The organism is Acinetobacter sp. ANC_7655, assembly GCF_056784015.1.
In genome coordinates, this window is record NZ_JBWYJB010000007.1 from 56,005 (window position 1) to 77,795 (window position 21,791).

Annotated in this window: 15 protein-coding genes, 5 tRNA genes and 1 pseudogene; 14 read left to right on the forward strand and 7 right to left on the reverse strand. The window is 39.6% G+C overall.

Going from position 1 to position 21,791, the window contains the following annotated elements; all coding sequences use genetic code 11:
- Nucleotides 1-13: 13 nt before the first annotated feature.
- Nucleotides 14-2,482, forward strand: a complete 2,469-nt coding sequence (locus AC1M9N_RS08970) for a DUF6160 family protein (protein ID WP_481954612.1) — start codon at nt 14-16, stop codon at nt 2,480-2,482.
- Between the two features lie 32 nt (nt 2,483-2,514).
- A complete protein-coding gene (locus tag AC1M9N_RS08975) occupies nt 2,515-3,474 on the forward strand; it encodes a DUF6160 family protein (RefSeq protein ID WP_481954613.1) in 960 nt (319 codons plus the stop codon).
- Nucleotides 3,475-3,510: 36 nt separating this feature from the next.
- Here the strand turns inward: AC1M9N_RS08975 and AC1M9N_RS08980 are convergent, their stop codons facing one another.
- The 4 genes from AC1M9N_RS08980 to AC1M9N_RS08995 form a co-directional block, all read right to left on the reverse strand.
- Nucleotides 3,511-5,226, reverse strand: a complete 1,716-nt coding sequence (locus tag AC1M9N_RS08980; protein ID WP_481607740.1) for a proline--tRNA ligase — start codon at nt 5,224-5,226, stop codon at nt 3,511-3,513.
- 94 nt (nt 5,227-5,320) lie between these two features.
- Nucleotides 5,321-8,425: an efflux RND transporter permease subunit gene (locus tag AC1M9N_RS08985; RefSeq protein ID WP_481954614.1), complete on the reverse strand. Its 3,105-nt coding sequence runs from the start codon at nt 8,423-8,425 to the stop codon at nt 5,321-5,323.
- A 15-nt stretch (nt 8,426-8,440) separates the two neighbouring features.
- Nucleotides 8,441-9,562 (reverse strand): efflux RND transporter periplasmic adaptor subunit, encoded by a 1,122-nt coding sequence (locus AC1M9N_RS08990; RefSeq protein WP_481954615.1) that lies wholly within the window; start codon nt 9,560-9,562, stop codon nt 8,441-8,443.
- Between the two features lie 34 nt (nt 9,563-9,596).
- The gene (locus AC1M9N_RS08995; RefSeq protein ID WP_257227584.1) at nt 9,597-10,241 is read right to left on the reverse strand and encodes a hypothetical protein; all 645 of its coding nucleotides are present in this window, start codon (nt 10,239-10,241) and stop codon (nt 9,597-9,599) included.
- 276 nt (nt 10,242-10,517) lie between these two features.
- On the opposite strand from AC1M9N_RS08995, the gene pilG reads away from it, so the two are divergent.
- From pilG to AC1M9N_RS09020, 5 genes and pseudogenes are all read left to right on the forward strand, one after another.
- The gene (pilG, locus tag AC1M9N_RS09000) at nt 10,518-10,904 is read left to right on the forward strand and encodes a twitching motility response regulator PilG (RefSeq protein WP_035269072.1); all 387 of its coding nucleotides are present in this window, start codon (nt 10,518-10,520) and stop codon (nt 10,902-10,904) included.
- A gap of 18 nt (nt 10,905-10,922) precedes the next feature.
- Complete coding sequence (locus AC1M9N_RS09005) at nt 10,923-11,297, forward strand: response regulator (protein ID WP_035269071.1); 375 nt, start codon at nt 10,923-10,925, stop codon at nt 11,295-11,297.
- On the forward strand, nt 11,294-11,848 hold the full coding sequence (locus AC1M9N_RS09010; RefSeq protein ID WP_481607736.1) for a chemotaxis protein CheW: 555 nt from the start codon (nt 11,294-11,296) through the stop codon (nt 11,846-11,848). Before AC1M9N_RS09005 ends, AC1M9N_RS09010 begins: the two co-directional genes overlap by 4 nt.
- A gap of 529 nt (nt 11,849-12,377) precedes the next feature.
- Nucleotides 12,378-13,502: pseudogene (locus AC1M9N_RS09015) on the forward strand (methyl-accepting chemotaxis protein); the annotation flags it as partial.
- Nucleotides 13,503-13,509: 7 nt separating this feature from the next.
- Complete coding sequence (locus AC1M9N_RS09020) at nt 13,510-17,568, forward strand: hybrid sensor histidine kinase/response regulator (protein ID WP_481954616.1); 4,059 nt, start codon at nt 13,510-13,512, stop codon at nt 17,566-17,568.
- A 72-nt stretch (nt 17,569-17,640) separates the two neighbouring features.
- On the opposite strand, the gene dapE is transcribed toward AC1M9N_RS09020, so the two are convergent.
- From dapE to AC1M9N_RS09035, 3 genes are all read right to left on the reverse strand, one after another.
- The gene (gene dapE / locus AC1M9N_RS09025; RefSeq protein WP_035269063.1) at nt 17,641-18,774 is read right to left on the reverse strand and encodes a succinyl-diaminopimelate desuccinylase; all 1,134 of its coding nucleotides are present in this window, start codon (nt 18,772-18,774) and stop codon (nt 17,641-17,643) included.
- A gap of 138 nt (nt 18,775-18,912) precedes the next feature.
- Nucleotides 18,913-19,065, reverse strand: coding sequence for an entericidin A/B family lipoprotein (locus AC1M9N_RS09030; RefSeq protein ID WP_092766976.1), 153 nt, complete (start codon nt 19,063-19,065; stop codon nt 18,913-18,915).
- Between the two features lie 126 nt (nt 19,066-19,191).
- On the reverse strand, nt 19,192-20,037 hold the full coding sequence (locus AC1M9N_RS09035; protein ID WP_481954617.1) for a DUF1853 family protein: 846 nt from the start codon (nt 20,035-20,037) through the stop codon (nt 19,192-19,194).
- A 99-nt stretch (nt 20,038-20,136) separates the two neighbouring features.
- On the opposite strand from AC1M9N_RS09035, the gene AC1M9N_RS09040 reads away from it, so the two are divergent.
- The 7 genes from AC1M9N_RS09040 (at nt 20,137) to AC1M9N_RS09070 (ending at nt 21,770) form a co-directional block, all read left to right on the forward strand.
- Complete coding sequence (locus tag AC1M9N_RS09040) at nt 20,137-20,505, forward strand: YbaN family protein (protein WP_481954618.1); 369 nt, start codon at nt 20,137-20,139, stop codon at nt 20,503-20,505.
- A gap of 36 nt (nt 20,506-20,541) precedes the next feature.
- Entirely contained in the window at nt 20,542-21,069 is a 528-nt protein-coding gene (gene elsL / locus AC1M9N_RS09045; protein WP_035269058.1) for a cell wall-recycling L,D-carboxypeptidase ElsL, read from the forward strand.
- Nucleotides 21,070-21,281: 212 nt separating this feature from the next.
- Nucleotides 21,282-21,357 (forward strand) — tRNA-Val (locus AC1M9N_RS09050).
- A 22-nt stretch (nt 21,358-21,379) separates the two neighbouring features.
- Nucleotides 21,380-21,456, forward strand: a tRNA-Asp gene (locus tag AC1M9N_RS09055).
- Nucleotides 21,457-21,505: 49 nt separating this feature from the next.
- Nucleotides 21,506-21,582 (forward strand) — tRNA-Asp (locus AC1M9N_RS09060).
- Nucleotides 21,583-21,604: 22 nt separating this feature from the next.
- Nucleotides 21,605-21,680 (forward strand) — tRNA-Val (locus AC1M9N_RS09065).
- A gap of 13 nt (nt 21,681-21,693) precedes the next feature.
- A tRNA-Asp gene (locus tag AC1M9N_RS09070) sits at nt 21,694-21,770 on the forward strand.
- The last annotated feature ends 21 nt before the right edge of the window (nt 21,771-21,791 follow it).

Consider the following 21,791-nt stretch of genomic DNA (forward strand, 5'->3'; position numbering starts at 1 on the left):
ATAAGGAAATGTGATGAACAATAAAAAATATAATCACAGCTCATTGCTGGTTATGAATGCATTAAGCCTGAGTATCTTGCTTGCAAGCGGTCATGCCATGGCTTTAGAAGTGATGCATGACGAAGCTTTGCGAAATGTCAATGGTCAAGATGGTGTGCATATCTCGACAACATTGACTGAAGCCAACATGGATCAGGTCTATTGGCAAGATCAAGCAGGTCGTGGCAGTAGTGGAGCAACCAATAATACATTACAGGCAACAGCAGATAATGTCTCAATTCGAAAAAGTAATGTCTCTAATCAAACATTAGGGGCAGACATTAGAATTAATGCTGGAAGCAATGCGAACCAAGCAGGGTTAGACTTCAATGCCAGTGTGACACCTGCTTTAGTGACCATGAATAATCTCAGAATTTGTGATAACGAGAGTTCAAGCCGTTGTAGTTTTTCAATGGGTCAATTGGCTTTACAAACTACTTCGAATACTGATTTATCGCTTAGAACGATTCACGGATTATTCAGCAAAGAGAATCTTAGCGAAATCGCACTAGGGATTAAAAATGCCAATATCTATTTAGGGCAGACTGACGCACGAAACCAACTCAACCAACTTGTTTTAAACAACTTCAATTTCAACTTCAAAGCACGTGGTGCCATGTTTGTGGATGAAGTTGAGGGATTGAGAATGCAGTCGAATACACGTACAGGGTCGACAGATAATGTTGCCGGTATGAGTAGTACGCCTAATGATAATTTGGGTTATGTGGATTTAAACCGTGTTGCAAATTCGGCTTCAAAAAAAGCAGGATTTATTAACACAGGAACCTATGGCAATGGTAAGTCAGGTGCTGAGGGTGAAACAACAAACTCAGGTCTAAATATCGAAGTAATGTTGAATAAGAACGTGAGTTCAAATGACCCATATGCTTTAAATAGCAATACGAATAATCCTCAAGGAGCTAAAGGTCTCATCCGTGTAGGTGCCAGCGGGCGAATGGTCAATTCATCGTTGCAATTTCGTGGTACAAAAGGCAATGAAAGTGTTCTAGGAAATGCCAATAGTCCAACGGCTTCATCTAGTAATAGTGTAATTGGTGATTCTGGAATCGGATTCCGTATGAAAGCTGACTTTACCAAAGACAATGATTCAATGCTCGGAAGTGATGGACAAGCAACGACTTTAGAAATTGGTGGGGCAGGTCTAAATGCATACGGTTTTGAGTTTAGTAACTTAACAGGGTTAAGACCAAATACTCGAGCATCTTTTGATAGCGGTAACGTGTATCTCAATTTAGCCGATACAAAAACACTGCGCTTACCTGAAAACGAAGTGTTCCAAAAAAGTCGTTTTGGTAATGGAAGTTATTTAACCTTAGCAACTGATTATCAGCACCAAATTCATAATGCAGTAACTGGTGATAATCCATACAGCTTGATTGCTGCGATTCGTGGTGCTGAATTTCAGTCTATTTCCCGCCGTGGACGTTTTACCAATAGTGCAGGAACACCAGCAGCTAACTTGTTTGCGAATACAAATGTTAAAAATGAGTGGGGTTTGGCACTGCCTTTTTATAATCTGAATGCCAATCTTGCTCTATATGGAACATCAGTTCGTGCAGATCAAGCTTTTTATTACACTTTAGCAGGATCCGATGTTGTTAAAAACATGATTGCTACAACGGGTAATACCTCAAGAATTGGTTTGTCTTTTGCAATGAGTACCTCTGGGGTAGACCGAGCTAATGGTCAAGCGCTAGGTAATAAAACCACGTCAATTTTAGTGGTTGATGGAGGTAAGGTGGGCAGTGGAGATACGGCAACATCAACCGATTACTATATGGGTTTACGTAATATTGATCTGTACGCGAAGGGTACAGGAAATATGGGCGTAGAAAATGGTAGTGTAAATGTCAGTTTACGCGATATGTTGATTGTTTTATCAACAGAAGTTGCTGCGGGTTATCTGCCAGGTACCATTTATAAAACCTGTAAATTAAATAGTGGAGCAGCAGGATGTGCTACGCGAAGTTCATCTCCAGACAACAATTTTGCTTTAGCTGATGATGTGATGTTTGTCGTTAAATCACGTCTTGGTGGTGATGTTGATTTTTCTTTAATTCCGAATAATGCTGCTGAAGATGGTCAGAACTTAACTTTTGTAGGTGAATTAGAATTGAAAGGTGACAATAACACCTTCCAAATTACCGATCCTCATAATGGTTCAACACTTGGTTTAGACCGTTTGACAGGTAAAATTGCATTTAATAATGCATTGGTTGTTAGTAAAGATCAAAATGGTGCGGGACAATTTGGTGTGAATGCTGCCTTGATGTTCAATCCTCAAAAGACAACTTCGGGTGTTTTTAGAGCAAGAGACATCAACTTCTATCCTCCAACTGTAGGTGCTGGCGCTCGTTTAGGCGAATTGGCTATTACTGGCGGTCGCTTGAATAGTGAATTGCGCATTACACCTCGAAATTAATAAGTAAATATGGAAAGTTGAGGGACAGACTCATGAATATGATAAAAACAAAACGATTCAGTTTGCTTATTTTGACCACTGCGGTGGGATTCCCGTGTTTTGCTATGCAACCATTAGATGATCAGTCTCTTTCATCTACTACTGGTCAAGATGGGATCAGCATTGGTATTGGAATGGATAAGATCGAGTTCACACAGGCTGCGATCATTGATCAAGACGGAATTAAAGATCCAATATTAGGAAAAAATTATTCACAAGCAGCTGGCTTAGTGGTCGCAGGTCCAACTGGTAATCCAATTCAGGTTCAATTTTTAGGGCATACCCCTGGTTCGTCTACAATCAATGCAAAAATTGATACAGACGGAGGCAATGGCACGCCATTTGCCAATATAGGTATCACTTTTGCGGAGCAAATTAAAGGGTTTAAATTGAGTCCATTCGCACTTTATATCGCCAGCAGTAATCAGGTGTCTAGTGCTACACAAACTAAATCGATTTATAATGATCTGAAGCAATTGGTGCCTGGTGTCGCTAAAATTTTAGAAATAGGCAGTGCTGATAGAAACTTTGAAATTACATTAAATCAATCCCAACGTCCTCAGATCAATGTTCAATTAGGCAATGTACCACAAGGCTACATGGTCCAGTTTGGAGGCGCAATTCAATCAATCTGTGGCACAGGCTCAGGCTGTCCTATTTCATTTGTATCTGGTAATTCTTCTGCAAAATTCGATTTTCAGGCTAAAGCTACTGATCAAAACAATGGCTTTTCATTATCTGGTTTCCATGCAGGTGTTACACCTTTAGGTATTTACATCGGAAATACAGGACAATCTAGTAAAATGAATGTTGGTCTCAACAATGTGATCTTGGGACGTGAGGGGGCGAGTAGTCCGACGGTCTTTAATGGTTTAGCGAATGGCTCAATGGGGAGCTTTGGGGCTATTGGTACATCTGTGAAAGATTTGAAAGTGAATATCAACGGTCTATAAAAAATCCCGCGAATAGCGGGATTTTTTATGCTCAAATTATTGGGCGATTTTAGCGAGTATTTCTTCTTTACTCAGGTTGCTTGATTCAGTATCAGAACGACCTTTGTACTCAAAAGTACCAGCATCTAAACCTTTTTCACCGATAACAATACGGTGCGGAATACCTGTAATTTCGATATCGGAGAATTTAACGCCTGGTCGTTCATCACGGTCATCTAAAAGCACGTCATAACCAGCAGCTTGAAGTTCTGTATAAAGTGCTTCAGCAGCCTCTACAGTACGAGGTGATTTATGAGCATTCATCGGAACGATTGCGACATGGAAAGGTGCAATAGCAGCAGGCCAAATAATTCCTTTTTCATCGTAATTTTGTTCAATGGCAGCCGCGACTACGCGAGTCACCCCAATTCCATAACAACCCATTGTTACAGTGAATGGTTTACCATCCTTACCTAATACTTTGCAGCCCAGAGCTTCAGAGTATTTTTGACCTAATTGGAAAATATGACCAACTTCAATACCACGTTTAATTTGAAGTACACCTTTACCATCTGGAGATGGATCACCCTCAACAACATTGCGAAGATCATAAACTTCAGTGAATTGAGCATCACGCTCCCAGTTCACACCCGTCGCATGTTTGTTTGCTTCGTTTGCACCTGCAACAAAATCAGACAAAACTGATGCTGCTCGGTCAACGATGACATTAATCCCTTTTTCGACTAAACCTTGAGGACCAACAAAACCAGCGGTTAAGCCTAAAGCACTCAGTTGTTCTTCAGTTGCAAATGCAAGTGGTGATGCAATCAGCGGATGTTTCTCAGCTTTGATTTCGTTTAGCTCATGGTCACCACGAAGGAACAGTGCCACGACAGGCGCAGTTTTACCTTCTTCAGCGACTCCTTGTACCAACAAAGCTTTGACAGACTGTTTTGCATCAGTACCTAAGAAAGCAGATACATCAGCTATAGTCTTTTGATTTGGAGTTTCAACAATTTTTAATTCTTGAGTTGGTGCAGCACGTTCACCTACAAGAATCGCTTCAGCCATTTCGATATTGGCTGCGTAATCTGATTCAGTTGAGAATGCAATATCATCTTCACCGCTAGATGCCAATACATGGAATTCATGCGAACCTGAACCGCCAATTGAACCTGTATCCGCCTGAACTGGACGGAAGTCTAAACCTAAACGAGTAAAAATACGGCAATAGGCATCGTACATCGTGTCGTAAGTTTCTTGTAATGAAGCTTGATCTGCATGGAATGAGTAAGCATCTTTCATCACAAATTCACGAGAGCGCATAACGCCAAAACGAGGACGAACTTCATCACGGAATTTAGTTTGAACTTGGTAGAAATTAGCGGGTAATTGTTTATAACTTTTGAGTTCGTTACGCGCTAAATCAGTAATGACTTCTTCATGTGTAGGGCCGAGAACAAACGGGTTGTTGTGACGGTCATTAAAGCGTAAAAGTTCGGGACCATATTGCACATAGCGACCAGATTCTTCCCATAAACTTGCTGGTTGGGTCACAGGCATCAATACTTGTAGTGAACCAGCACGGTCCATTTCTTCGCGAACAATCGCTTCGACTTTATTTAACACACGTACGCCCATTGGCAACCAAGAATATAATCCTGAAGCCAATTTACGAATCATACCCGCACGAAGCATCAGCTGATGAGAGATTACTTCAGCATCACTTGGGGTTTCTCTTAACGTTGCAAATAAAAAGCGACTCGCGCGCATGGAATTTGTCCTAATAATGAGCGTTAAAGCATAAGATTATACGATAAAAAATGAGGTGAGCATTTTGAATGACACCTCATGACAATTCTCTATATTATGACATGAATTTTCGTGTTTGACGTACCATAAAATTCTTAAAGTCATCTAAGTAAGTAAAGATAACGGGAACGACAACTAAGGTCAGCAGGGTAGAGGTAATGACGCCCCCAATGACAGCATGCGCCATCGGAGCACTTTGTTCACCTCCTTCACCCAAGCCTAATGCCAATGGCACCATACCCATGACCATCGCACTTGTGGTCATCAGAATGGGTCTCAGTCGAGTTTTACCTGCAGCAATAATGGCATCAAAACGTGTCTCACCTCGATCAATAGCTTTCTTAATAAAGTCAATGAGGAGAATCGCATTCTTGGTTACTAATCCCATTAACATGATGATGCCAATAATGGAAAATAAATTCATTGTTGAGTTAAATAAGAATAATGCAAGGAATACCCCGACCAATGACAATGGTAATGAGGCCATGATCGCCGCAGGATGAATAAAACTATTGAATTGAGAGCCTAAAACAATATAGATAAATACAATAGAAAGTGTAACAGCTGTAACAGCGTACCCAATCGATTCTTCCATATCTGCGTTTGCACCTTGTGTTTCAAAACCATAGCCGGCAGGCATCTCGAAGTTATCTTGTAATGCTTTAATATCTCGACCAATATCACCTGCAGGTCGACCTGAAGTATTGGCTTCAACCATGACTTCACGTGCTAAATCACGACGGTTGATTTGAGATGCACCATAACTTTCTTGTGTGCTTGTTACGCTTGAGAGCGGAACCAAGATCGGTTGATTATTCGCATCCACTTTTTGCGATTTTAAATATAAATTATTGATGTCACTTGGAAGCGTACGTTGATCTTCAGAGAGGCGCAAATTGACATCATAGGTTTCACCTTTTTCGTCTTTCCACGTCGTTACATCATCACCAGCAAGGAGAGGGCGGATCACATTGGCAATTTGGCTGACTGATAATCCTAAATCGTTTGCAAGTACACGATTTACATGCACTTCAAGGGTAGGTTTAGGCTCTTTGAGCGAGCTTTCTAAATCGACGACACCATCAATTTTTGCCATTTCCACCATGAAGCGATCAGAAATTTTTTGTAATTCATCTAGCTCAGGTCCTTTGATGGAAATCATGACAGGCTTTTGACCACCAGACACAGTTTCATCCGCTGAAGCTATAGAGGTGAGGGTAATACCCGCCACTGTTTGTAGTCGATCACGAAACTCATTGGTTAAATCAGTCAGTGTCTGAGAGCGCTCTTGGCGAGGACTTAAACTGACTCGGATGCTTACGTGGTTTTTCCCGCGATCAGTCACCCCATTAATAACGCCGTACGTTCCTTTAACCTCTGGATGCTGTCGAATAATAGATTCAACTTGTTTTAACTTTGCCTGAGAGTATTCGAGTGAAGCATCTACGGGCGTTTCAAATTTGATCCGAATTTCACCTTTATCTGGAACTGGTACAAACTCTGTTCCCACCATTTTTGATAGCGCGAGCGCGCCAAACAGTGAAGCAACAGCAACGATAATTGTTATAAAGCGGAATCTTAGAGCCAGTTTTAGCAGCTTCTCGTACACTTCATTTAATGAATCAAGTTTATTTGAGATGCCATTGAAGAAGCGTTTCAATGCGCTCGGTTTTTTATTTGGATGATGACGTTCAGCCCAGTGAGCTGAGAGCATTGGATCGAGCGTAAAACTGACAAACATTGAGATCAGTACGGCGGTACTCACTGTCACGCCAAATTGGTAGAAGAAACGACCGATAATACCGCCCATGAATGCAACTGGTAAGAACACCGCAACAATAGTCAAAGTGGTTGCGAGAACTGCCAGCCCAATTTCTTTGGTTCCATCTAAAGCAGCAGTCACATGATCTTTCCCCATATCAGCATGGCGGACAATATTTTCACGTACAACAATTGCATCATCAATAAGAAGACCAATACTTAAAGACAGGGCAAGAAGAGTCATCATATTGATGGTAAAACCAAAAACCCAAATGAACGTTAATGTGCCGAGTAGGGCGATTGGCAGGGTAAGGCCTGTAATAATCGTCGATCTAAATGAACCTAAAAACAGTAGAACGATGACAACCGCAAGTACACCACCTTCAATAATTGTACGGGCAACATCACCAATACTTGCTCGTATGCCTCGAGATGTATCGACAACTACTTTCAATGTTGTCCCTTTCGGGAGTTGTTGTTCTATACGGTTTAGTGTTTTATAAGCCGCATCTACAACATCAATTACATTTGAATCAGAGCTTCTGAGAATATCCAACGCGACAGCATTTTGACCGTTAATGAATGCACTCGACTCGAGTTCAGCTTGGCTGTCGTAAATTTCAGCTACTTGTTTTAAGTAGATTGGTGTGCCATTTTTACTCGCGACGATGAGATCCCCAAAGGATTGGGGATGAATTACTCTTGATTTAATTTCAACAACCAGCTCTGAATTTGACTGTTTGAGTGTGCCCCCAGGGACTTCAATGTTTTCGCCTTTTAGTGTGTTAATGACTTGATCAACGCCAACACCAAGACTTTGTAATTTTTGTGGATTAACTTCAATACGAATTTGACGCTGCGAGTCACCTAGCAGGTTAACTGTACCTACCCCACGAACAGTTCTCAATTGAGGAACAATTTTTTGATCTAAATAAGAGCTGAGCTCTCGGAGTGACATATTCTCAGACTCAAATACCACCGACATGATGGCACCTGCGGAAGGGTCATAGCGCTCAACAATAGGATCAGTAATTTCATCACGAAATTCAGCTGTCACTGGCGCAATTTTGTCTCGAATATCTTGAGCTGCAACGGTTGAAGGAACATCCAAATTAAACTCAGTGATAATTGTAGAGAGTCCTTCACTCGACTGCGATATCACTTGTTTAACACCTGAGATCGTATTGATCTGATCTTCCATCTTTTTGGTAATTTCAGATTCAACAGTTTCAGGAGAAGCACCTGGGTAAGTGGTATACACGACCACAAATGGGAAATCGACATCAGGGAATTCTTCAACTCCCATTCGTTGCCATGATGATAAGCCCAATACCATCAGGCATAGCATCATCATGATCGTAAAGACAGGATATTTCACACTGATTCGAGTTAACCACATAGTTCAGATCCTGTCTTACTTTGAAGCAATTGAGACTGTTTTATTTAAGTCATCATTATTAAACTTAATTCTACTGATGTAATCCGTTGGCTGAAGACCACTGATCATTGCAATATTCTCGTTGGGTTGTCGATCCAGAATTCGAATATTGGCTTTCTGAATTTTCTGATCACGGATAATCCACAGATAAGGTTTGCCATCTGCATCTTGAATAGTATCAAGAGGAACTTTTTGCCCCTGAATTTGTTTGTCATCTAAAATGAAACCTTCGACAAAAGCACCAATACTCAGTGAATTGACTGATTCATTTGGTTGAGCAAAAAACTCAACCTGACGACTGATTTGATCGGCCATTGGGGAAATGCGTGTTAACTTGGCAGTATAATTTTGGGTAGTCCCTTGAATTTTATATTCAATGTTGTTTCCAATGTTGAGCGCATGTTGAGATTCGACAGGGAGTTTTGCTTGAATTTCCAATTTCTGTGGATCTACGATTTCAAATAATGTTTGACCCATTGAAACGGTTTGACCAGGTTCGACTTGACGCTTGGTAATTACGCCAGAAATGGGGCTACGAATTAATCCATCAGCATCGGCTTTCAGTGCGATATCCACATTCGCTTGCTGAGCTCGTACAGTTTCGAGTTGAGCTTTATGCTCCACTTGACTTTGTTCATATTCAACCTTAGAAATAAATCCTTGATCATAAAGTCGTTTTTTTCGAGTAACCATATTTGCAGCTTGTTGTGCCTGCGCTTCTGCAGAAGCAAGATTAGCGCGAGCTTGTGCGAGTCGGGCTGCATTATCTTGATTATTTAAACGTACCAAGACTTGTCCTTTACTCACCCTTTCACCGACTTGTACAGAGACTTGACTAGCAGTGGCAGTCACTTGCGCTTGAATTGTACTTTGATTCACAGCGCGTATGGTGCCTGTGAAAGCAAATTTCAGATTTGAGACCCCATTTTCAACTTTGACTAAGTCCTGTTGTATTAATTCAATTTTTTGAGGGGTAGATGAGGTTGGCTGTACACTTTCGTCATTTTTTTGACAAGCGGCTAAAAGACAAATCGTACACAGCGTTCCTAATACGAGATATTTCTTAAACTGACTGCTGTGTCGAGTCGCATTCGGCATGTGATAATTCCTTTCCATTCAGACAAACTCTTCTTTATTCAAGAGTTTTTAAGCGCTTGATAATATTGTCGTATTGTGACTGAGTATTTCGATAGTTTGTTTGTAAAGATTCAATATTTTTTTGGATATTACTCATATTCTGCGCATTATAAGTGATTCGATCTTGTAAGTTTTTAGGGACAGGATTCCCTTTTTTGATATAGGTCTGTTCCTGCTTTTTAAACAATATTCGATCTTGCTCCAGTTGTTGGTACTGTTGTTTTTGAAAGGTGATTTGTTTGTTGATGTTTTTCAACATATCATCACGTTTGTTCGCAGCCACTTTACTAGAACCATAAGCACGTTTTAAGCGTAGATCTTGTTCATGTTGTTTGGCTTGTTGCGTACGTACAGCACTTTGTTGCTGTTCTTTATCGGCATCATAAGGTCGATTTTTTTTAATCACTTGCATATTACGGTCAAGTGCTTCATAACCGTGACGAATATGCTCGGGTGTTACCGAGCTACTAATATTAGCTACGCCATTTTTATCATAATAACGATACCAAGACGGTTTGGTCACTGTGGTATTAGCAATTGCTTCACTGATACATAAACCAAATGTCATCATGATCACTAAGAATGTTTTATGATGAAGATGCTTTAACCCAATTCTTGATTTGTGCGAAAGATTAAACATTGGAATTGGCCCCCGTGATATCAATTCAATTTTTTAATTTTTGCTTTTAATAACAAGCATTTTATGAGGTTTTGGTAAATTTATAAATATAAACCGTTAAATAATTTACGCTTAATCTGATTCACCCTTAAATTCTATGAAGCTTTGTGACACAATCTCTCCGCGAGTACTCAACTGCATTGAAAATCAATGTAATGTTATGTTAGAAAATAATGGTTATTCTCTAAATTAAGCGTTTCATTTTTCTTTAAATCTCATCTCAGGAAGGATCATTCAATGGATGATAATCTGCAAAATATTAAAGTGATGGTCATTGATGATTCAAAAACGATTCGTCGGACCGCAGAAACTTTATTACAGCGTGAAGGATATGACGTTGTAACTGCAGTAGATGGATTTGAAGCATTATCTAAAATTGCTGAAACTCGACCTGATATTATTTTTGTAGATATTATGATGCCGCGTTTAGATGGGTATCAAACGTGCGCATTGTTAAAAAACTCACAAAATTTCCAACATATTCCAGTGGTCATGTTATCCAGTAAAGATGGTATGTTTGATCAGGCAAAAGGACGAGTTGTTGGATCTGATGAATACCTCACGAAACCATTCAGTAAAGATGAGCTTTTGAATGCGATTCGTAAACTTGTCGCTTCACGTTAAGTACTGGGAAAATAAAATATGACACGTATCTTAGTGGTAGATGACTCTCCAACAGAAATGTTTAGATTTAAAGAAATTCTGTCCAAAAATGGCTATGAAGTGCTAGAAGCAACCAATGGTGCAGATGGTGTTACCTTAGCGCAAGCAGAGCAACCAGATCTTGTACTTATGGATGTGGTGATGCCTGGTGTGAATGGATTTCAAGCAACTCGGCAAATTGCAAGAGCTGATGTAACGAAGCATATTCCAGTTGTCATTGTCAGTACCAAAGATCAGGATACGGATCGAATTTGGGGCAAAAGACAAGGCGCTGTCGACTACCTGATCAAACCTGTAGATGAATCAAGATTACTTGATGTCATTCAGCAATATTTAAATACAGGCACAGCATGATCACTCAAGATGAAAGTGATCAACAACACTGGTTAACGCAAGCCAGTAATGCTAAGTCGGCTCAAGCAAATGAGTACCGTGATGTGCAAAATCAGGACCTCTGGTCTGGTGTATGTTTTAAAGTTGAGCAGCAGCAATTTATTACCCCACTTGGTGATATTGCGGAGGTTAGCCCTTTACTGAGCATTACCTCATTACCACTTACGCCGCCGTGGTATTTAGGTTTGGCGAATTTGCGAGGTCGAGTACTGTCCGTATTAGATCTAAAGCAATTTGCTTTGAGTAAATCAACACAATTACACGCTAATGTGAAAATTTTATGTTTTAACGTGGGGCAAGACTGTGTTGGATTGCTTGTGGATGAAGTCCTTGGTGTAAAACATTATAAGAATAATACCTATAGCACCAGTTCGGATTTGATCGCAGAACCATATAGATCGTTTTGCCAAGGTTATTTTCTCGATCATTCAACACCTGTAGCTGTGCTGATGATGAGTCTGCTATATGAGCATGATCGTCTAAAGCACATGTTCACATCAAATTCAATTTAATGTGTAGTCAGCAATAGTTTTTTGGGGGAGCTGAGTGAGTTTACGGTTAAAAAAGACCAGTCGGAATGTGAATGATTCAGATTCCAACACACAGGGATGGAAAGCTTCACTTAAGTTAAAACTTGAACAGTTTTCAGAGCTGTTTGGGCAATCTGCCCAAACGAAGTCTTATTTAATCATGGCTATTATTAGCCTCGTTTGTGCTTTTCTGATTTTATTGTTTCTTATGTTTAATCTCCCACGCACGGTAGAGCAAAGTCGTGGGGTGGGGGAACTGAAATATCTCAATCAAATGATGATTATTCAGACTCAACAGTTTGAGGATAATCCTACAGATTACACATTACAGATTCTCAAAAACTCTCAGCTTATTTTTAGTTCACAACTTGAAAATGTAAAATCAGTTTATTTTTATAGTCCGGCTTTAAATGAAGTAGATCGACTATGGTTAGAGTCTCAAAGCAATATCACGGAGTCTCAGTTACAAAAAATTCAAGTAGCCCTCAATGAAATTCGCACAGGTTCTACGTGGTTACTGATTTTACTGTCACTTTTATTGTTGATTAGTTTATCGAGCTTCACCTTTGCAGTGATTAAACTTTTTATTTTGAGAAGCCAAGAAGATCGTCTGCGTTTGATGGAGCTAGTGGATAAAGATAAGAAGAATCAAACGGCGATTTATCGGCTTTTAGATGAAATTGGGGATTTAGCTGAAGGCGATTTGACCAAATATGCTGCGGTTTCTGCAGATTTTACGGGGACAATCGCGGATTCAATTAATGTAGCGATAGATCATTTGCGTGATTTGGTGATGAGAATTAATCAGGCTTCTCAACAAGTTACCCAATATATTCATCAAACTCAGCACATGAGTTCACAATTGGCGCAATCTTCAGAGCTGCAAGCTCGTGAAATCCAAAATACATCGCTCGCCATTCATGACATGGCGGACTCAATTGATCACGTTTATGAAAATGCAGCGCAATCTGCAAAAGTTGCTCAGCGCGCTGTACTTATCGCAGCGAAGGGTGGGGAAGTGGTTGAACGATCAATAGATGGAATGGATCAAATACGAGGGCAGATTCAAGAAACATCTAAAAAAATTAAAAGGCTGGGTGAATCTACTCAAGAGATTGGAAACTTTGTTGCAACCATTGAAGACATTGCAGGGCAAACGCATCTGTTGGCTTTAAATGCAGCCATTCAAGCCGCAATGGCAGGCGATGCTGGACGAGGTTTCGCTAGTGTTGCTGATGAGGTGCAGCGTTTAGCTGAACGTTCAACTGCTGCGACCAAACATATTGAGATATTGGTAAAAAATATTCAATTAGATACGCATGAGGCCGTTCGCTCTATGGAGCAAACAACTTCTGAGGTGGTTAAGGGGACTGGACTTGCTCAAGATGCAGGAGCAGCACTTGCAGATATTCAGTTGATTTCAAAACAGTTGGCTCAACTGATTGCGAATATTTCAGCATCCTCAAAAGTTCAGTCAGCTGCTGCGGGTCAAATTGCGAAAACAATGTCGCTTGTGCAAGATGTCACACGAGAAAATCATGCTTCAACCTTAGATACTGCACAATCGATAGCAGAACTCACTCAAATGGCTGATTCTTTAAGGAAATCAGTTGCAAACTTTAAATTACCTGAGTGATTGAGCCATGAAAAATAATAATCCTAATAAAATACAATTATATCTTTCAGAAGCACTCTATCGTGCATATATAGATATGCAGCTTCCTCAGGATGAATCAAATTTTGAAGATGAGGAGCTTATTACCACCTTTGCTGAAGAGCTTAAGGAATTACTTCAAGAAATATCAGAAAATCTTCAAGTCTTATCGAATGATTTAGAACAGGTAAATATTTGGCAAGCATTGCGCCGTAATTTTCATACCTTAAAGGGTTCAGGTCGAATGCTTGGATTCAACTCAGTTTCTGAGCTTGCATGGACCGTTGAGACAATACTGAATATTAGGCTTGATCAGCAACGTTCATGGAGTCAACTGGTCCTTGAGTATGTTGAGCTGATCTCTCGTATATATCGATACATCATTGTGCCTAGTTTAACAGTGAAACAAGCGATTCAATTAGATGTTAAACCTCTATTGCTTTTAGGTCGGCAATTAGAACATTCAAATATCATAGATCAATCATTGCATCCTTTGTTGGCGATCAACGCTCATCTCACACAGCTAGATCTAGATTTCAGGATTGAATGTCATTGTTTGAATGACTCAAATTCACTCTCAGCAGCAGCCACAATTGAGAATACTCAAATATGGGATAACGAGGTTCTGCAAAGTTTTTATGCTGAAGCTTCAGAACAATTGAAATCCCTGCAAGATATGTTGGATAAATCCAATCAACAATTTCAGGTGGATACGCTTGCACGTGTTGTCCATTCTCTCAGGGGGAGTTCTGCAATTGTTGGACTTGAGAAAATTGAAGTATTGAGTCAGTCATTCGAAAAAATAATACAACGTAATCCATCTCTTGATACCAACAATAAAGAATTGCAAGCGCTCACAACGCAGTATATTGATTTAATCCAGTATTACTTAGAAAGCTTGCAAACAACAGGTGACAACGTAACGAGACAACAACAGTTTCAGGCATTAGAGCATACTTTTTTAATCGCATTGAGAGACTTCTCAGAACAGATTACACAGAACGATCCAAATCTTGATCCGCAAGAGTTACTCAAGAAAATTGTAGATTTGGGTGTAGAAGATGTTTTCCTTATCGATACCTTTGTACAAGATGGTATTTCTAACCTCTTTAGCTCTACACGTACTACTGAACGTTCGAGCTTACTGAGTCAACAACTCAGTTCAATTGCTAAATTTGCCATTAAAGTTGATTTTGATCTCCTTCAAAAAATTTCAGAAATTTTGAGTTCAATTCACTTCAACATTGCAAGAGAACCGAATTCAATTGCCTACTCAAATGTCTACCGAGTTTTACAACAAGGGCATGAAAAACTCTTAGAAATATTTGATGAACTCGCTATAGGTCAATTTGCTCAAAATAATGAAGTTTCTCAGCAGCTATTAGGTGATTTAAAACAACTTAATCATGAATACTTCAGCTTTTCCAATCAATCGAATTGCATTTCCACTATAGAGCAGGAGAGCGAAGTATCTGCTCGCTCCTTAGATGAAACAATTCTGACATTACTCAATATAGATTACGCACTCAAAGATTCAGCGAAAGCAAAACAGGGCTTAGATCGCGAAGTAAGTGGTTTTTTTGTCGAGGAAGCGGAAGAAATCTTGACTCAAATCGAAGACTTGTTCAATACATGGATAGAGTATCAAGAAGATGCTACGTGTATCCAAAAAATTATGCGGCAATTGCACACGTTGAAAGGTGGTGCATACATGTTGCAAGCAGATTACTTTGCAAATCTAATCCATGAGCTTGAATCTTTATATCTTCAACTCATTTCAGAGCAACAAATTGATATAAAAAGTTTCATTATTTTGATTAAAGCCTTACAGCAGGATTTGGTACGGCGTGTCAATATCATTAAAGTTGAGTCTGTCGATTATCCGGTGGAGCAGGCATCAAGGCTTATTCAGGGTTTAATTGATCTTGGATATTTAAATCTTAAGGGTGGTGACTCGAAGCTGAACTTAGTACATTCGATGCAAAATGATATCACTCACCACATCTCTTCGGATTTTAGTATTCATTCAACTTTATCAGCGGACCTTGAAACCAATTTAAGTGATTTAGTCACTACGCATAATAATTCATCAAAGTTTGACTTTTCTTCCATTCAGCAAAACTCACATCAGAATGAACCATCTAACGCTAATGAGAGTGTTTTACCGCCTCCAATGAGTGGTAATTTGCAAAAGTTTGTTCAATCTGCCGTAGCGAACGAGACACTTTCAGTCTCTACTGCTGTAATTGAAGCAACCCTTAATTTGATTGGGGAGGATTTGATTCAACGTTCGCAAGTCGAAGTAGAATTAAAATCATATCGGTCAAATTTGGTAGAAATGGATCAAACCATTCAGCGCCTTACTTCACAATTGAGACGGATGGAAGGGGAATTAGAATCCCAAATTTTATTACAACGTAGATCATATAATTCCGCCGAGCATGGATTTGATCCCTTAGAAATGGATCAATATTCATCACTTAATCAACTCTCAAAATCAATATCAGAGTCAACATCAGACTTGTTAGATATCAGAAACTCTCTGCATGAAAAGCTTCAATCTGCAGAAAGTATATTGATTCTGCAGGCAAGAATACAAAACAACATCCAACACTCGTTGATGCGTACTCGTGTCGTACCATTCAAGACGATACAAATGCGTCTTGAACGCTTATGCAAGCAACTTTCGATGAATCTGAATAAATCTGTTCAGTTACAGATTGAACATGCAGACATCGAATTAGATCGTAGTATTCTTGAAAAGTTGATCACCTCACTTGAGCATATTCTGCGTAATGCGATTGATCACGGAATTGAGTCAGCAGAACAGCGGTTGAAATTAAATAAACCTGAACAAGCAGTCATGCAACTGACACTGGTGAATCATCACAATGAGCTGAGTATTTTGATCAAGGATGATGGTCGAGGAATTGATTCACAAGAGATTAAGCAAAAAGCTGTTGAATTTGGTTGGCTCAATACTGAACGGGAATATTCTGAAACTGAACTATTACAATTGATTTTTAGACCAGGCTTTACCACTGCTGCAAAATTAACAACGGTTTCAGGACGTGGTGTCGGTTTAGATGTCGTAAAAAGTGAAATACAGGCACTGGGTGGGCATGTTCATGTTACTTCGGAAAGAGGACAAGGAACTTGTTTTGAAATCAGAATTCCTAAATCTTCAATTATTACTGAAGCGTTGATGGTAAAAGTTGCGCATCAATTCTTTGCCTTACCGTTACATCAAATACAACGTGTTGAAATGATTGATAGACATGATTTAAATCTCGCGAAGCAACAGGGTCAGTTGTTGAGAGTGCATGAAGCAAGTTATCAATTAAACGATTTGGCTGACTTTGTATTGTTAAATCAACATATAAAAAGAAACTCACCATATTCAGAAACCCAAAAAGTTCCAGTGATTTTGGTGAATATGCACCAGTCTCAACCTGTGGCTTTATTCGTTGATGAAGTCTTAGGAACTAATTCACAAATTATTGTGAAACAGACTGGGAGGCTGATCCATCAAATTGATTATCTCAGCGGTGTAACCATTATGGGCAGTGGAGAAATTTGCCCAATTTTAAATGTAAATCGTGTGGTTCAATATCTCACTCAGCAGGATTGGTCTGTACATCTAGAGTCGAAGCTCTCAAATTTAGAGCATGACAATGAAGCACCTACGATTTTAGTGGTTGATGATTCGGTCACAGTTCGAAAAGTGACATCTAAACTACTTGAGCGTTATGGTTACCAGATTGTCACAGCTATAGATGGTATTGAAGCACTTGAACATTTACAGCATTCAACACCTGCCTTAATGTTAATTGATGTTGAAATGCCAAGAATGGATGGTTTTGAAGTGATGCAGTGGGTGAGAAATCAACCACATCTGCAGAACTTACCTGTGGTTATGATCACTTCACGAGTGGGGGATAAGCATAAACAACATGCTCTTGAGCTTGGTGTATCGGCTTATATGGGTAAACCTTTCCAAGAAGCAGTGTTGATTGAGCAGATCAATCAGCTTTTAAAACAGGATTGAAGTATTTTAAGCGAATTAAAAAAGGATGCATTCGCATCCTTTTTTATATTTCGTTGCTCTTAAATTTTAGCGTTATGCCAATAACTCAATTAAGATTTTTTCATAAATTTCAGCTAAAGGTTCCAAATGTGCGATTTCAACATGTTCATTAATTTGATGAATTGTGGCATTAAGCACTCCCAGTTCGAGTACCTGAGCTCCAGTTGGTGCGATAAAGCGGCCATCTGATGTACCACCACTGGTTGATAATTCTGTTGTCGTACCAGTCACATCCAAAATCGCTTTTTTGGCAGCATTGACGAGCTCACCAACAGGTGTAAGGAATGGTAAACCTGATAGTGTCCATTCGATATCATACTCAACGCCATGCCGATCTAAAATTTCATGTGTACGTGCTTTTAATTCATCAGCAGTGACTTCTGTAGAATAACGGAAGTTAAATAACAAGTTCATCGTGCCAGGCACAACATTGGTTGCACCTGTTCCAGCAGAAATATTCGAGATTTGGAAAGATGTTGCAGGAAAATACTCATTGCCTTGATCCCATTCTGTCTCACATAATTCAGCAATTGCTTTTGAGGCTGTATGAATTGGGTTAATTGCCAAATGTGGATAGGCCACATGCCCTTGCTTACCTTTCACTGTTAAATTGGCATTGAGAGACCCACGACGGCCATTTTTAACAATGTCACCTAAAGTATTCGTACTTGACGGTTCACCGACCAAACACCATGTCATTTTTTCTTGGCGTGCTTCTAAAGTTTCTACAACTTTCACTGTTCCATTGATAGATGGACCTTCTTCATCTGAAGTGATCAAAAAAGCAATCGAACCTTTGTGGTCTGGATGCTTGGCAACGAAACGTTCAGAGGCAATTACCATGGCTGCCAACGCCGTTTTCATATCTGCACTACCACGCCCGTATAACTTTCCATCTCTAATTTCTGGGGCGAATGGATCGGAGTTCCACGCTTCTAGATTGCCTGTAGGAACAACATCAGTATGACCCGCAAAACAAAACACAGGTGATTCAGTCCCGCGACGAGCCCATAAGTTATCAACATCTTCAAAACGCATATTTTCAATGTTAAAACCAATCTTAGATAATCGATCAGCCATAATATTTTGACAGTTATGATCGACTGGAGTCACTGAAGGTTGGCGAAGTAATTGTAAGCTTAAATCGAGTGTTGCAGATTGGGTCATGGAAAGAAATCGAATTGGTCAAAGTGGAACTATCATAAAGTATGTTGAATTTGATGCAAAATATTAATCATTCAAGGGAATCAAATTTAAATAAAAAAAGCCCTATTAAAAAATAGGGCTTTTAGCTTCAACTTCGAATTAGTTGTTACGAATTTCGTTTGAAGTTTTTTCAGCAGTATTTGTTACAGTTTCCCCAGCTTTTGAAACGTCTTGTCCAAAACCTTTGAATGTATTACAACCAGTTAATACAAATGCAACTACGAATGAAGCGGCTAATACTTTTTTCATCATTATCTCCAATGATTGTAAATTATTTTGATGCTTAATCAGAATAAAAATTAATCATTTAGAAGAATATGAGAGTTTTATTATCAGAATGTTATTAATTGTATTCGATACATTTTTTTATTACACGAACTACACGTAAGGAAGCTTTAATGCTGGTTGACGGTACATATAAAACTGATTTGTCTGTACATTGTGATAAAGCCCATTGCTCCACCAATGTGCTTCATTTGAAGTCTGACTCGCATTCGGACAAATCCATTCCTGTCTTTCCAGTCGATAAAAAGATGATCGTAATTGATGTCCCCATGTGCCTATACGACGATGTGGGCTGACCCAGTTGGGTATGGTTTGAAGTTCGGTATGATACGGAAAGTAGAGTTGACCTTTCATCACCGCCATTTTTCGATCAATTTTATAAATATTGGCTTGAGTAAATTGAAATTGCTTTTGCGTAAAATGATTGAGCTTTCTAAATAGAGTGTCGCTTCGATTTAATCCGTACCAATGTTGAAGTTGAAAGTCTTGTTCTGCTAAATAAAATTTCAGTGCAACTTCCCATTGTTCAATTTCTTGGGTGTGATGATTTAATATCACAAAGTCAATTTCACCCAAAGTATGGCGGCCGTCAATGATTTGAACACTGTGATCTAACAGCGAAAAATCAGCTTGATCGCGTTGATCATCTTGCAGCCAGAACCACATTAAATATTCAAAGCGCAAACCTAGACGCGTACTTTTAAGTTGCTGAATAAAATCAATCAGCTCTTGTGGGTTTTGATCTAGATCATGCAGTCTGGAGATATATTTTTCGTACTGAGTTTGCCAAAATTGTTCATGGTGCAATTCAAAAGGATGAACGATCGTTAATTCTTTAGGCGCAAAACGAATAATATTAGGACTTGCGACGACAAAAGCCAGTTGACGTACAATTGTATGATGAAAGTTCTGCCATGGCTCATAAAAATCAGATTGCACCGTTTCTCCAACTAGAATTCAAAATTGAAAATAAATTTACAATCAGACACTACCACAAAAGCATATATACTAGTGAGATTCAACTGAATGAGTTGCGGTATGAAAATCGTGTTTTGGCGGAGCTTGGTCATTATTTTTGTGACTCTAGGTTTTATTGGTGTGCTATTGCCAGGATTGCCAACCACAGTCTTTTTAATTCTTGCCGCATGGGCTGCTTCAAAAGGTTGGCCACAGGTTGATGATTGGCTACTCAATCATCCTAAATATGGACCAACACTGCGAAATTGGCGTGAGCATGGCACGGTTCCACGCAAAGCAAAATGGCTCGCCTCGATGATGATGTTGATCAGCGGTATTCTTATGCTTTATACCAATGCTCCTGATTTAGTAAAAATTTTTACGAATCTCACCATGCTAATTGTCGCGATTTGGTTGTGGTTAAGACCTGAATCAAAAAATATTGTTTAAATCAATGATTAAAAATAATTTAACGCTGAGTTTTGTATGAACCCAAATCTTGAAAGTTATACCCTAAGTCAGGCGGATATCCTGATTGATATGGCGAAACAAGTTCTATATGTACCACGTATGAAAAAAAGCTATTTGGTGTCTACTGGATTGAACGGTATAGGTGAACAGGAAAATTCAGGTAAAACACCAAGAGGATGGCATCGCATTGAACAAAAAATTGGCGATGACCATCCAATCAATGCTGTTTTTAAAGCACGTATTTGGACTGGGGAGATCTATGATGTGGAACTTGGTGAGCAATTTCCAGAACGTGACTGGATTCTAACTCGAATTCTTTGGTTAGCAGGTTTAGAACCTGGTTTTAATCAAGGGGAGGGTTGTGATACCTATAATCGATATATCTATATTCATGGTACGCCAGAGTCAGAACCTTTAGGTATTCCTAAATCACATGGATGTATTCGAATGCACAGTGCAGATGTCATTGAGCTATTTGATATATTGGACGAAGGCGCTTTAGTCTATATTTCAGAACAAGAGATCGAATTGGATCAAATTTAAATCAGAATCGTAAAATGTGTTGTGATAAAAACTTTGAATAAAAATAAAAACATATCTCTAATCAGGCAAATAATAGACAAAAAAGCGATTTTTCAAGAGAAATGATCTATTTTTTAATCATTCAAACTGAAAAACTGAGAAACCTGTAGAAAAGCGTTTGACAGTATCTGAGGATTCTCTATAATGCACCACACAAACGATGAAGTCGTAAAGGGCGCTTAGCTCAGTTGGTAGAGCGTCTGCCTTACAAGCAGAATGTCGGCGGTTCGATCCCGTCAGCGCCCACCAAGCCTTTACGTTAAGTTTTAGTGCAGCGGTAGTTCAGTTGGTTAGAATATCGGCCTGTCACGCCGAGGGTCGCGGGTTCGAGTCCCGTCCGCTGCGCCACTTTAAACTTAATAGATTGTTTGTACTTTAATAGAGATATTACATAAGTGCAGCGGTAGTTCAGTTGGTTAGAATATCGGCCTGTCACGCCGAGGGTCGCGGGTTCGAGTCCCGTCCGCTGCGCCATTTTATGTAATGACCTTATTAAGGGCGCTTAGCTCAGTTGGTAGAGCGTCTGCCTTACAAGCAGAATGTCGGCGGTTCGATCCCGTCAGCGCCCACCAGATTTTTTGTGATGCAGCGGTAGTTCAGTTGGTTAGAATATCGGCCTGTCACGCCGAGGGTCGCGGGTTCGAGTCCCGTCCGCTGCGCCATCCTAAAAATCAAAGCCTAAT